At 29.8% G+C, this 14,275-nt stretch carries 9 protein-coding genes; 8 read left to right on the top strand and 1 reads right to left on the bottom strand.

Annotated elements, in window-relative coordinates; all coding sequences use genetic code 11:
* Entirely contained in the window at positions 1-399 is a 399-nt protein-coding gene (locus CLFE_RS13295) for a hypothetical protein (protein WP_077895529.1), read from the top strand.
* Positions 400-596: 197 nt separating this feature from the next.
* Here CLFE_RS13295 and CLFE_RS13290 read toward each other — a convergent pair whose 3' ends face one another.
* Positions 597-2,207, bottom strand: a complete 1,611-nt coding sequence (locus tag CLFE_RS13290; RefSeq protein WP_250944600.1) for an IS1182 family transposase — start codon at positions 2,205-2,207, stop codon at positions 597-599.
* A 329-nt stretch (positions 2,208-2,536) separates the two neighbouring features.
* On the opposite strand from CLFE_RS13290, the gene CLFE_RS13285 reads away from it, so the two are divergent.
* From CLFE_RS13285 to CLFE_RS13255, 7 genes are all read left to right on the top strand, one after another.
* On the top strand, positions 2,537-3,181 hold the full coding sequence (locus CLFE_RS13285; protein ID WP_077895044.1) for a GTP pyrophosphokinase: 645 nt from the start codon (positions 2,537-2,539) through the stop codon (positions 3,179-3,181).
* 20 nt (positions 3,182-3,201) lie between these two features.
* Complete coding sequence (locus CLFE_RS13280) at positions 3,202-3,867, top strand: response regulator transcription factor (protein WP_077895043.1); 666 nt, start codon at positions 3,202-3,204, stop codon at positions 3,865-3,867.
* 27 nt (positions 3,868-3,894) lie between these two features.
* The gene (locus tag CLFE_RS13275) at positions 3,895-5,109 is read left to right on the top strand and encodes a sensor histidine kinase (protein ID WP_077895042.1); all 1,215 of its coding nucleotides are present in this window, start codon (positions 3,895-3,897) and stop codon (positions 5,107-5,109) included.
* A 250-nt stretch (positions 5,110-5,359) separates the two neighbouring features.
* On the top strand, positions 5,360-6,526 hold the full coding sequence (locus tag CLFE_RS13270; protein ID WP_077895041.1) for an iron-containing alcohol dehydrogenase: 1,167 nt from the start codon (positions 5,360-5,362) through the stop codon (positions 6,524-6,526).
* Between the two features lie 261 nt (positions 6,527-6,787).
* On the top strand, positions 6,788-8,761 hold the full coding sequence (locus tag CLFE_RS13265; protein ID WP_077895040.1) for a methyl-accepting chemotaxis protein: 1,974 nt from the start codon (positions 6,788-6,790) through the stop codon (positions 8,759-8,761).
* Between the two features lie 187 nt (positions 8,762-8,948).
* On the top strand, positions 8,949-9,368 hold the full coding sequence (locus CLFE_RS13260; RefSeq protein ID WP_077895039.1) for a hypothetical protein: 420 nt from the start codon (positions 8,949-8,951) through the stop codon (positions 9,366-9,368).
* A gap of 16 nt (positions 9,369-9,384) precedes the next feature.
* Positions 9,385-14,268 (top strand): DUF4132 domain-containing protein, encoded by a 4,884-nt coding sequence (locus CLFE_RS13255; protein ID WP_077895038.1) that lies wholly within the window; start codon positions 9,385-9,387, stop codon positions 14,266-14,268.
* Positions 14,269-14,275 lie beyond the last annotated feature (7 nt).

The raw sequence follows: 14,275 nt of genomic DNA, 5'->3' as shown, positions 1-14,275 counted from the left end.
ATGCCAAAAGTATATATTATTAATACCAATAAATCTAACAATCGTAATGATGAAGATAATATGATAGAGAAAAAGAAATGCTCTGCATATTATGCACCATGGAAATATTATATAGATGAAATAGAAACAAATGATTTAGTTTTTTTATATAGTAATGGAAAAGGCATAATAGCAAGGGGAATTGCTACAGGTATTCCAGAGATTGATGATTATAATGAAAGTATTAATGAAGAACATTATATGGAATTAGATAGGTTTCAAATATTAGAACAACCATTGCCAGCAGCTCAAATTACAAAGTTAGTAGGTCATGATATTAAATATAATCAAACAGTAATTTCTTTAGCATATAAATTTGGTTTGCAAGTATGGCAATATATAACTAAAAATTGCATATAACATTTTGGTATAATTGAAGTTGTTAGAGCTTCAATCTAATAAAGGGAGTGTCGCAAAATGATTAAAATTAATCATGAGCGATGCTCTTTTTTTGTTTAAGCTATAAAATTGCCTAATATTTTAAATACTATATTAATTATTTGAATTTCCATGAGATTTTGACGCACTAAAATAAACCTAACTATATTATTCCATAATTAGGAAATAGTTTTTAATTCGTGAAGATACTTTTGAGTTCTTTCATTTTGGATTTTTAAATGTAATTTGTTAATGTTATATCCAAAACAAAGCAAAATAAATTCAGTTTTTACACTATTTTTTCCACGTGTTAAAAATCTTTTGAATTCATAGTCGCTTTTTAAAATTCCAAACGCACCTTCAACTTGAATAGATCTGTTCATTCTCAATTTAGTTCCCAATTCAGTTTTGATATTGTTGTATGAAATTTGACGCTTTTTAATAAAAGTCTTTGAAACCTGCATTTTTCGGTTATTCTTTGCTTTTGTGCACTTTGATTTCAAAGTGCAGTTATCGCAATTTTCACATTCATAAACAGTAACCTCAGACGTATACCCACTTGCAGATTTTTTATGAATAATATATGATGGGAATAATTTTCTATTATTATGACAAATATATGTATCTGTTTTAACATCATATTTCATATTTTCACGCTTACTGATGTCGTTTTTAAAACTTCTTTTTTTCCATTTCTCATAAGTTTGAGGTTTTATATATGGTATTTGATTATTAGACTCTAAAAACAAATAGTTTTCTTCACTTTCGTAACCAGAATCTGCAATCACATTAGTATATTTATGACCAATTTTTTCTTGCATATTAGTAATCATTGGTATTAATGTTGCTATATCATTTCTATCATCAAATACTCCAACACCAGTTACATATTCACTATCAACTGCTATTTGTACATTATAGGCAGGTTTTAATTGACCATTTCTCATATGATCATCTTTCATATGCATGAAAGTTGCATCAGTATCAGTTTTAGAATAGCTATTTCTTTTTGAAAATATTTTCTTACTTAAATTATATTTTTCTTGTCTTTCTTTATATTGTGATAGTTGTTCTATCCACTTTTGAATTGCAGTTTTTCTTTTACCGATTCCATGAACAAACTCTATATTTCTTTTTTCTTTTTCAAATAAAAGCCATTGAAGAATTTTGTTTATATCATCAATCAAAGTTTCTCTCTCAATAGTGAATTTCATTAATCTTTCAAGATTAATGGTTTTAACAAGAGCAATAATTTTATCAAACATCTTACCTTCATTTTTATAAATAGCTTTCTTCCAAACAAAAGTATATCGGTTGGCATTTGCCTCAATTTTAGTACCATCGATAAATACATTTTCAAATAATAATTCTTTTTCTTTAGCTAAATAGTTAACTTGTTGATAAAATAAATCTTCAATCACTTCATTTGAAAGATATTTTTTTCGAAATCTACTTATAGTAGCGTGATCAGGTGCTTTAAAGCCTTGAAGTAGCCATTTGAAATTTATATCTCTTTTGCATGCTTTTTCTATCTTTCTACTTGAATAAATATTTTGAGAATAAGCATAAGATATTATTTTGAACATGATTTTGGGTTCAACTGCTGATTTTCTTCCTACGGAAGAATACGCCTTGTACAATTTTTTATAATTTAATCCCTCCAACAAATAGCTTAGCAAACGAACCGAATCATCTTCTGGTATTAAGTTTTCTAAATTTAATGGTAATATAAGTTGCAAATTATCATTAAATTGATTATAATTTTTTGTGTATAATTTAGTTACGTTCATAATTTAATTATACAATCAATGTGAGTTCTTCGGAACTCACATTTTTTATATACAACAAAGGAGCTATTGCAAAACTATTTTTTAGTTTTGCAACAGCCCCTCTTAATGTGTCATCACAGCATCACTAGTATCAATAGGTATAACTTTGCATTGTTGTTTGAGCCAATATAATAGCCACATACTATAATTAATTTTACTTTAATCAATTTTCAATTTATCTTCAGTTTACGAAAAATTCACACAGAACCCATAATTACTAATTTATTATAGTGTAATATGTTGAATGAATAGAAAATTATTTTTGGGAATTTAAATGGAGGGGATATACTTTGCAGCAACTTAAGTATGGTATTAAATGTGAAACATCATCTCTTGAAAAAGAGTTCTATAAAGAATCCTATGTATTATTGGAAGGAGCTATTATTGAAACAATTTCAATATTGGACATTATTCGAAAATATAAAGTTAACGATGAATGTGAAGATCCAATAGAGCACTGCAAGGCAAGGATCAAATCAGCTAAGAGTATGAAAGAAAAATTAAAGCGTAAAAATTTGCCCGTTAATATTGAAAGTGCTTTAAAAGAAACACATGATGCAGCTGGAATACGTGTTATATGTAGGTTCTTAGATGATATTTATTGGATTGTAGATATGCTAAAAAAGCAGAAGGACATTGTAATTGTAAATGAAAAGGACTATATTCGTAATCCAAAACAGAGTGGATATCGCAGTTACCATATGATATTACAAGTGCCAATACATTTAGAAAATCGAATTGAAATGGTATATTGTGAACTGCAAATTCGTACTATTGCAATGGATTGTTGGGCAAGCTTAGAACATCAGTTAAAATATAAAAAGAATATTGATAATGAAAAGATGATTGTTTCAGAATTAAAGAGATGTTCAGATGAAATCGCTTCAACGGATTTAAATTTACAGACTATTCGTGATATGATAACACAAATATAATATAGAGGTGAAAAGTAAGGATGAAGATATTACTGGCTGAAGATGAAAAAGAATTATCAAATGCATTGGTTGCTATTTTAAAGTTTAATAAATATTCAGTGGATGCTGTATATGATGGCGCAGAGGCACTTGAACATGCATTTTCTGAAAGTTATGATGCACTTGTTTTAGATATTATGATGCCTAAAATGAGTGGTATTGAGGTATTAGAACAATTAAGAGAAAAGGGAATTTGTACACCGGTTTTGATGCTTACTGCAAAAGCGGAAATTGAAGATAGAATTTTAGGACTAGACAAAGGAGCGGATGACTATTTAGGTAAACCTTTTGCTATGGGAGAGCTTCTTGCTAGGCTTCGTGCTATGACAAGACGAAAATCTGAGTTTACACCGAACCTAATTAAGGTGGGAAATATAAGCCTTAATAAGGAGAATTATGAAATATCAAATGAAAAATCTTCACTTATACTAGGAAATAAAGAATTTCAAATGCTTCAGATGTTAATGAATAATACCAAACGTTCAATTTCAGTAAAGCAGTTTATGGAGAGGGTTTGGGAGAAGGACTCAGAAGCTGAAATAAATGTGGTGTGGGTGTACATATCGTATTTACGTAAGAAACTGGAAGCTTTAGAAGCTAATATTAAAATTAAAGAGGTTGATAGTGGATACATACTTGAAATATAAATTAAAGGGCAAGGAGTGTTAATGCAAATGATGAAAAAATTACAGAGAAGATTTATTATGATTACAATGGGATCACTAGCTTTGGTTGTGTTTATTCTCCTTGGTTCAATTAATGCAGTTAGTTTTTATCAGATGGACCATAAGGTAAATGAAGAGATTAAGATTCTCTCAGAAAACCAAGGGGCATTTCCAAATTATAAAAGAGATGATATGCAAAAGTTTGGTTTTGAAATGAATCCTGAAACACAATTTCAAACAAGATATTTTGTGGTGAAAGTAGATAAAAACAATAATATTAAAGAAATTGATGCGGAACATGTGGCTGCCGTTACTTCGGGAGAGGTGATTAAATATGCTAATAAAATATTAAGTGGCAGCAAAAAAAGTGGTTATAAAGATGTATATAAATATTCTGTTGTAAATGAACCTTATGGCTATATGCTTGTATTTGTAGATTGTAGAATGCAAATACAACAAGCTACATTATTTTTAATAATTTCTTGTATTGTTGCTTTAGTAACTTTAATTTGTGTATTTATTCTTGTATCTGTTTTTTCTAAAAAGGCAATTAATCCCATTATTGAAAGTATGGAAAAACAAAAGCAATTTATTACAGATGCAGGACATGAAATTAAGACTCCTCTTGCAATAATTTCAGCTAATGCCGATGTGCTTGAACTTACTTCTGGCAAAAATGAATGGATTACAAGTATTAGAAATCAGTCTAATCGATTGGATAGGCTTGTGAAAAATCTTTTGATGCTTTCTAAAATGAATGAAAATTTAGATTTAGTATTTTCTGATTTTGATTTAAGCAAAGTAGCAGTTGAAATAACCAAGTCTTTTCAAGTTATTGCAGAAAAGCAGAATAAAAAGCTTTTAATGGATGTTCAATCTAGTGTTATGTTTAAGGGAGAGGAAAACGGTATACGTCAGCTTATTTCTACTCTTGTTGACAATGCTATTAAATATTCTAATGATAATGGAACTATAAAAATTTCATTAAGGAGTATAAAGAAAAGCATAAAGATAGAAGTATATAATACAGTAGATAGTATAGATAAAGAAAATTTAAATAAGCTATTTGATAGGTTTTATAGGTCAGACTCTTCAAGATCAAGGGAGACGGGAGGATATGGAATTGGACTTTCAATTGCAAAGTCTATTGTAGAGAGGCATCGAGGAAAGATTTTTGCAAAAAGTGAAGATGGCAAATCCATTTGCTTTACTGTTTTAATTTAGATAGAAAATAAAATATTGTATAAGGTTAATATGTTTGAGGAACCCTTAAGTGAAAATAAAGCACTTGGGGGCTTTTGTTAGTATAATATTACCTTTTCATTTTACGGGAAAAGTATTAAAAAAAGTCTTGACTTAAAGTTAAGTTTAAGTTGTATGATAGTTATTGTTCATAGAAATAAAACAATACAGTTTGTAAATAATATTTAATAATTAAGTAAAAGTAAATATATGATATTAGGAGGAATAAAGGATGTTAGGGAATTTTAGTTATTGTAATCCAACAAAATTATATTTTGGAGAGGATGCTATCAGTAATCTTTCTAGTGAATTAAAAAATTATGGAGAAAATATTCTTCTCGTATATGGAGGAGGTTCCATTAAGAAAAATGGAATATATGATCAGGTAATTACAATTTTAAAGGATTGTTCGAAAAAAGTTACAGAGCTTTCAGGTGTTATGTCAAACCCTACATTAGATAAGCTATACGAGGGAGTTAAATTAGCTCGTGAAAACAACATTGATTTTATACTAGCAGTTGGGGGAGGTTCAGTTGTTGACTATTCAAAGGCATTATCAGCAGCTATTCACTGCAATGAAGATCCATGGGAGAAATTTTATCTCAGAATGGAAGAGCCAGATAATAAGGTAGTTCCTGTAGGAACAATTCTTACAATGGTAGGAACAGGAAGTGAAATGAATGGTGGAGCGGTTATTACAAATACAAAAGATAAATTGAAGATTGGTAAAGTATTTGGCGAAAATGTATTCCCTAAGTTTTCTATAATGAATCCAAAGGTCACTTATACACTTCCCAAATATCAAATGGTAGCAGGTTTTTTTGATATAATGTCACATATTTTAGAACAATATTTTTCAAACACAGATGATAATACTTCTGACTATGTAATGGAAGGTCTTTTGAAATCTTTAATCCATAGTTCATTAATTGCTGTAAAAAATCCAGAAGACTATGAGGCAAGAAGTAATATTATGTGGATTTCTACATGGGCACTTAATACCTTTGTAGCCAAGGGAAAGTCAACAGACTGGATGGTGCATATGATTGGACAGCAAGTAGGCGCTTATACAAATGCAACTCATGGCATGACTTTAGCAGCAGTATCTATACCATATTATAGATTTATAATGAAGGATGGTCTTAATAAATTCAAAAGATATGCTATCAATGTATGGAACGTGAATCCAGAGGGTAAAACAGATGAAGAGGTTGCAAAAGAAGGTCTTGATGCAATGGAAGAATATATGAATAAATTAGGACTTGTTATGAAAATTAGTGAGCTTGGTGTAACAGAGGATATGATTTCAGATATAGCTAAATCAAGCTTTATTCTTCCAGGAGGATATCGAGTTTTAACTACAAAGGAAATTGAGACAATATTAACAGAGTGTATGTAAATCTGTAAAATTAAATAATTGGAGGTTTCATATTAGCATATTATTTTTTATGCGAATGTGAAACCTTCTTCTTTTATTAATAAATTTATTTAATAAATATCTCTATATGTAAGTGAGAAATACAAATCTAAGACAAGTAGTGAATAATAAGAAGCATTGAAAAAGGAAGGGAATTCCAAATACTCCTATAAAAATCATTGAAGCTAATATTAAACGTAATCGATATAACTTTTAAATGGCTTTTAAGGAGGGATAACTTTAATGAGTATAAGAAAAAAGCTTACAATGCTTTTGATAATATCTAGTACATTACCATTAATATTTTTTCTAGTATTGAATTTTTATTTCTCAAAAAATGCTGCAACTGAAAATGCATTAAATAAGAACTATAAGACTTCTCAAATTATAAAAGAAAAAATCAATGGTATTATTGAAAATTCTATGGGAGGGCTAAAAGTTTTAGCAAGAGATCCTGCAGTTAGATCTTTAGATGTAAATAAAATCAAGCCTGTACTAGCAGAAGATGTTAAACTCTATCCATACATAAATAGTATGGTGGTTACAAATAGTTCAGGACAGCAGATAGTTAGATCTGATGATAATAGTTCTCTATCTAATGTAGCAGATCGTAGCTTTTATAAAAAAGCTATTAAGGGTAACGAGGATGTAGTATCTGAAATACTTATATCTAAGGGTAATGGAAAGCTTATTGCGGTATTAGCTAATCCAATAAGAACTTCAGAAAAAGGAGATATAGTTGGTGTAATTCAAGGTACCATGGAACTGTCAATTATGAAGGATTTTGTAAAAGAATTATCATCTAAGGATGTAACTGTTTATATATTAGATTCTACAGGAAAGATGATTGCTGATCCAACAAAGGATTTTAAGTCTTTAGATGAGAGAACGGATATGAGTAAGTATGATTTTGTAAAAAGCGGTCTCTCAGGTAATAATGGTTCTGTAGAGGTAACAAAGGATGGAACTACTAAGCTTATAAGTTATGTAAAGGATAAAAAAACAGGTTGGCTTATATGTTCCGAAATTTCTAAGAATGTTGCAATAAAAAGTAGTATAAATAGCTCTATACTGACAGCTGTTATTGGAATTGTTATATTGGCTATAACTTGTATATTAGTATTCTTCATATTAGGAAAGGGTACTAAACCAATAACTGTATTAGCAGATGCGGCAAATGATATATCAGAAGGTAATTTAAGTATAAAATCTATAGATATTTCTAGTAAGGATGAACTCGGTATTCTTTCTAAATCTTTTGAAAAAATGGTATCCAATTTAAGAGATATGGTTATTAATATAAAAGATTACTCTCAGCGGGTATCAGATTCTTCAAATGAAATGGTTAGTGTTTCTGAACAGCAATCTATTGCAGCAACGAATACAGCTAATAATACCAATGAGGTATCTCAAGGCATAGAGAATGTACATTTAAGTATAGACAACATTAATTCTAATGTAGCTAACTTAGATAGAACCATGGATGATATGCTTGAAAAATCAAAAATTGTATCAAATGCCATTAAGCATGCATCTAGTTCATCAGAGCTTGGAAGTACTTCGCTTACTAGTGTAACCTCTAGCATGAATAATATATATAAGTCAGTTAACTCAACTGCTGTCGTAATTAAAAAGCTAGATGAGTATTCAAAGTCTATAGGTGAAATAACAAATGTTATTAAAAGTATTTCTGAGCAGACAAATTTATTAGCATTAAATGCGGCAATAGAGGCTGCTAGAGCCGGAGAGCAAGGTAAGGGATTTGCAGTTGTAGCTGATGAGGTTAGAAAATTGGCTGAACAGTCTGGAGAAGCGGCTGAACAGGTAAGTAAAATAGTAATTGGAATACAAGATGAAACAAATATTGCTGTTGAGGTTATGGATAAGAGTATGCAGGATGTTTCAGAGGGTGTTTCTGTAATTGATAAAACCAACGAATATTTCTCACAAATATTTAATTCAATTGATCAAATAAAAACTTCAATGGAAGCGGTAAATTCATCTATTAACTTTATAAATAAAGAAGAAAAGGATATAAACTCAAGCCTTAAAAATATGATTAAACTTTCAGGAAAAGTAACTGGAGAAATTGAAAATATATCGGCTGCAACAGAAGAACAAGTAGCCTCCATAGAGGAAATGACGGCATCTGCACAAGAATTAGGTAATATGGCGGTAGATCTCAATTCATTAACAAAAAAATTTAAAACTGAGTAAACTTTAAAAGCTATTGAAGGGAGGGGCTGTTACAAAACTATTTTTAGTTTTGTAACGGCCCTTTTGATTAAAACTTAAAATTTTACAAGATAATTTTCTAAATATAAAGAATACATTTAAAAAACTGGTTTATCGCCAGTTTTTTTGTTACAATATTTAAAAGTATTTAAAAATATTTGGAGGATATATGAAAATATATTTAAATGTAAAACAGGCAGGATCACGGAAGAATTATATAGAAAAAGAAGAAATGATTTTAGAAGTTGTTCCCAATACTTTAAGAGACTTAATAGAGCAAGTTATAACTCAAAATGTTAAAGACTTTAATGATAATTTAAAAAAAGAAAAACTAGTAGAATATCTAACTGATAAAGAAATACAAGAAAAAGCGGAACTTGGTAAAATTGCATTTGGCAGTATGTACAATGACACTAAACAAAATTTAAGTAAAGCTTTACAAAACGCTTTTGTGTCTTTTGAAGATGGTATATATAAGGTATTTATAAATGATAATGAAACTGAAAAATTAGATACACCTATAGGTTTAAGAGATGGAGATATTCTAACCTTTATTAAATTTACAATGCTATCAGGAAGATTGTGGTAGGCAAAGGAGAAATAATATGATTTATTATAACGAAAGAGAAAAAGTAACTATAAAGCATTTAAAAAAGATTTTAAACGAAGAAGCTGTTGAAAATGGTGAAGCAATAAAAATTATAGAGCTTTTTAAAAATTATATTGAGGCCGGCTATGGAAAAGTAGAGGCTACTTATGAGAAACTTATAGAAGCTTTATGGACTGAAAATACTAAATCTATAGATGAAATATTTGAAGGTGATAGGTACAGTTTTTTGGAGCTTTTACTTGATAAAGAAAATGCAAAAATATTTAAAACAATTTGGAATAAAGCCTCAAACTATTGTTACTCTTTGGGCGGATATAGAAGATCTTATAAAAGTAAAAAAGAATCAAAATTGTATCTTAATAAAAACATTAATAAGTTAAGGGAATATACATATTGGGTGGCGTCAGGATTTTCACTTGATAAATATTTTCAAGGTCAAAGTGAGGAATATAAATACATTGGTATTATTTCAGATATTATAGCAGTAAAAATAGATAATAATGAAAATGAGGTTTTAAATAAGCTTAAAGAGGTTATATATAACGACAATAATACTTCAATAATAACGAGAGAAATGATTATAGGTCTTTTAATGAGTGAAAGTTACGAGGCTCATAAAATGATAGGTGAGCTTTTACTGGCGGCAAAGCTTCAAGAGGGGTTAAGGCAGTCAATAGTTGAAAGCATTGATGAAGGTTCTAGAAAAGGTTTTATATACATTCTTAAAATTATAATAGATAACAATCTAATAAGATTTTCTTCTGTAGTTAGAGCTTTTTGTACATGGACTGGTCTAAATTTAGAGGTGGAAAAGCCAAAGGTTATAAAAAAGGCTTTTGAAGCAGCATATACATGTTTAATAGATGAAGAATATAAAAATAATTGTATAGCTTCGAAGGAAAATCTTTTAATTTATATAGGCCTTTGGGCGGTAGCTTTTGATGAAATTAAAGACACAGAAGAAATATTAGAGGGCTTACTTAAAAGTGAATATAAATATAAAAAACTGTTGGCACTTGAATTTTTATTTGAAACACAGGAATATACCTTAATGCACAAGAAATTCTGTGAAATGCTAGAAGAGAAGGATTTGGAGATATTAGCCTTAGCTGTTAGAAATATATTTAATAACCTAGGTGTAAGATATGCTTCAAGAGGGCTTAAGAGGTATAAAAGCTTGGGAAGTAAATATTATGGAAAAGAACTTTTCGATAAGCTAAAGATAATTATTGATGCAATGCCAAAAAAAGAAATAAAGTACAGCAAAGTGGTTTTCCCTTGGATTAATGTTAGCCTTGATGTGAAGGTACTAGTGGAAAAATTAATGATAGCAGTAGGAACTACAAAAGACCAGGCTATAATAGATACACTTATAGCTTATAAAAATAAAATGGAAGTATACACAAGAGTGTTTTTTATGGAAGAATTTCTGAAAAATACTCAAAATATAAATCAGAAGAAAGCTCTAATCGAAGCTTTAGGTGATAGAAGTCAAATGGTAAGAATGAAGGCTTTTGAAAGTGTTAAAAGTATAGAATTAAATGATGAAGACTATATTTATATACAAAATTTACTTAAATATAAGTATGGGGATTTAAGGAAAAATATAATAAAGCTTTTAATTAGACAGCCAAGCGAAAAACTTTATTATACTGTTAAAAGCTTAGCAGAAAGTAAAGAAGAAAATAAAAGCACAGCAGCAATAGAAATTGTAAAAAATATTGAAAATAACTCAAGCTATAAGGATATAATTGAAAAGTGTTTAGAGCATGTTCACATAGAAAAGGATACATTTGAAAATAGAAGTGAGGATAAAGGGAGTTTTAAAAATGGCTTTGGGTTGTATAAGCCTTCTAAGGAATATACTCCACTAAAGATTGAAGAGGATAGAAAAGTAACCTACGAGTTTTCAATGGATTATGAGTATGCAAAAGATATTTTTGATAAATTTACTGATTTAATACATGAAAATCGTCATTTTGAATATGAAGTGACAGAATGGGATGATAGAAAGACAACAGTAACCTTAGGTGGTTCATACTATCTTATTCCCTTTGACAGGAAGAATAATATCAATAATTTAGATAATTATCCTATAGGAGATAAGGTAAGAGACTTTGCAAAGGAAAATCAACTTGGTTTGTGGAAACTAATGGAGCTTGATTTTTACATAAGTATGATTGATGAAGGAGAATATATACGATATAACAGTTGGTATGAGGACTTTTTAGAAAGTAACTTCAATTACGTTATTTTTAAAAAACTTAAAAGAGATAGAAAAAACAAAAAATATTATAAGCATGTGCAAGGTTATATTCACTTGTTGGAAGATGAACTTCCGAAAGAGGAAAAATTCAGAATTAGCAAAAGAATAGTACAGGACATATATGAAAAAATACCAACTGAAAAGCATTTGGAGGAATACTGTGAAAAAGATAGATATTTCAGCTACAGTAGAAGTAATACCAGGAATTATGTAGCTTCAGCAGCTCATATACAACATTGGATTAGCTCAATGCTACAAAATTCAAAAGATGATGAGAAATCCTTTAAAGAAGCTTTCTCTATTGCCTATAATTACTATAAAGCTAGTAATTACTATGCACCGGGAGCTTTGAATCTAAATTATTTTGGCAGGGCACTTGAACTAGGAATTATTGATGAAAATGAGGGCTTTAAGGAAATTATTGAAAGGCCTAGAAGTGCGGAAAACATATATAGTATTACGTGTTCAAATTCATATTACAAAAAAGGGGTAGAAAAATACAAAAAACTTTTAAAATTAGGTGAAAAAGCAGCAGAGGTTATTGCAGAAATCGAAGCTGCAAGGGGCGATTTAGATACAGAAGTAACAAAACTAGCAGCTCAAATTCAAAAATGTCATGGAGTTAATATTTTTGCAAACATAGTATTAAATTCAGAGAAAGATACCTATGTAAGAGGATATAACTATGTAGGTGGAGATTGTACGAAGAAAGCTATATTAAGTCATTTACTGAAATGCTGTTATCCTAAAGAAGAAGAAAATAAGGAAAGTTTAAAGAAAGCACTAAAGGGTAATAAAGTAACTACAAAACAGTTGATTGAGGCTGCTATGTACTCACCACAGTGGCTGGATATAGTTTCAGATTATATAGGGTATGATGGTTTAAAGTCAGCTTGTTTATATTTTCATGCTCATGTTAATGATTACTTTTCACAGGAGAAAGCTGCAATTATAGCAAGATATACGCCTATATCAGTAGGGGATTTAAAGGATGGTGCCTTCGACCAAGCTTGGTTTAAGGAAGCTTATAAAACAATTGGACAAAAGAGATTTAAGGAAATATATGATAGTGCAAAATATATTGCTGGAGGGTCTATGCATAAAAGGTCCCAGCTCTTTGCGGATGCTACGCTAGGAAAGCTTAAGCTTAAAGAAGTTAAAAAAAGAGTTATAGATAAGAGAAACAAGGATTATTTACTTACCTATGGATTAATTCCTGTTAAGAATGAAAAGGATGTATTACAGCGTTATGAATATATTCAGGAGTTTATTAAGGAAAGTAAAAAGTTTGGCGCTCAAAGAAGAGCAAGCGAAGCTAGAAGTGCAAAAATTGCATTACTTAACCTTGCTAGAAATGCTGGCTTTTCAGATGTAAATAGATTAGTTTGGAATATGGAAACAGCTAAAATTCAAAGTGTACTATCCTATTTAGAGCCAAAATTAATAGATGACATTGAAGTAAAGCTTACGGTTGATGATTTAGGACAAGCAGATGTGGTATGCACTAAAGCAGGAAAGCAATTAAAAAACATTCCAACAAAGCTTAAGAAAAATGAATATATATTAGAAATAAAGCAATTAAAGAAGGACTTAAAGGAGCAATACTTAAGGGCCAAAAAAAGTTTCGAAGAGTCAATGGAAAGTAAAGAAAGCTTTAAAGGAGAAGAGCTTATAAAGTTATGTGAAAATCCAGTGTTAAAACCGATAATTAAAAATCTTTTATTTAAAGCAGGAGACTTTATTGGATATTTAGTTAGGGATACATTAACTGATTATAAAAATGATAGCTATAAATTTAATGAAAATGATGATGTCATAATAGCCCATCCTGTTCATTTATATGAAGGTAAGGTTTGGAGGGAATATCAAAAGGATATATTCTCAAGGAAAATTGTACAACCTTTTAAGCAAGTATTTAGAGAATTATATCTTCCAAATTCTGATGAATTAAAGGAAAAAACTTTGTCCAGAAGATATGCAGGCCATCAAGTACAGCCTAAAAAGACTTTAGCACTTTTAAAGACTAGAGGGTGGATTGCAAGTGATGAAGAAGGACTACAAAAGATTTATTACAAGGAAAATATTATTGCCACTGTATATGCTGAGGCTAATTGGTTTTCACCAGCAGACATGGAATCACCTGTGCTCCAATTTTTAAGATTTGAGGATAGAAAAACCTATAAACCTATAAGTTTAGATAAGATATCAAAATTGATTTTTTCAGAGGTAATGAGAGATATGGATTTAGTTGTAAGTGTTGCACATGTAGGTGGAGTAGATCCAGAAGCAAGTCTTTCAACTATTGAAATTAGAACAGCAATTGTAGAAGAGATATTAAAACTTATGAAGCTTTCCAATGTTAGGTTAAAAGGCTCACACGCATATATCACTGGAAAATACGGAGAATATACTGTGCATTTAGGTAGTGGAATAGTTCATAAAATGGGAAGTGGTGCAGTAAATATACTTTCAGTTCCATCTTCGCATAGAGGAAGAATATTCCTGCCATTTATAGATAGTGATCCAAGAAGCGTTGAAATAATAACAAAGATAACACTGCTAGCCGAGGATACTAAGATAAAAGATCCAAGCATATTAGAGCAGATTAGATGATCAAAAG

The sequence above is a fragment of the Clostridium felsineum DSM 794 genome (assembly GCF_002006355.2).
Lineage (GTDB): Bacteria > Bacillota > Clostridia > Clostridiales > Clostridiaceae > Clostridium_S > Clostridium_S felsineum.
This window is presented reverse-complemented; position numbering and strand designations above follow the sequence as displayed.

Excerpts from the sequence above, each read along its gene's own strand:
- CLFE_RS13265 (WP_077895040.1), top strand. The coding sequence starts at position 6,788 with ATGAGTATAAGAAAAAAGCTTACAATGCTTTTGATAATATCTAGTACA.
- CLFE_RS13295 (WP_077895529.1), top strand. The coding sequence starts at position 1 with ATGCCAAAAGTATATATTATTAATACCAATAAATCTAACAATCGTAAT.
- CLFE_RS13270 (WP_077895041.1), top strand. The coding sequence starts at position 5,360 with ATGTTAGGGAATTTTAGTTATTGTAATCCAACAAAATTATATTTTGGA.
- CLFE_RS13260 (WP_077895039.1), top strand. The coding sequence starts at position 8,949 with ATGAAAATATATTTAAATGTAAAACAGGCAGGATCACGGAAGAATTAT.
- CLFE_RS13275 (WP_077895042.1), top strand. The coding sequence starts at position 3,895 with ATGATGAAAAAATTACAGAGAAGATTTATTATGATTACAATGGGATCA.
- CLFE_RS13290 (WP_250944600.1), bottom strand. The coding sequence starts at position 2,207 with ATGAACGTAACTAAATTATACACAAAAAATTATAATCAATTTAATGAT.
- CLFE_RS13255 (WP_077895038.1), top strand. The coding sequence starts at position 9,385 with ATGATTTATTATAACGAAAGAGAAAAAGTAACTATAAAGCATTTAAAA.
- CLFE_RS13280 (WP_077895043.1), top strand. The coding sequence starts at position 3,202 with ATGAAGATATTACTGGCTGAAGATGAAAAAGAATTATCAAATGCATTG.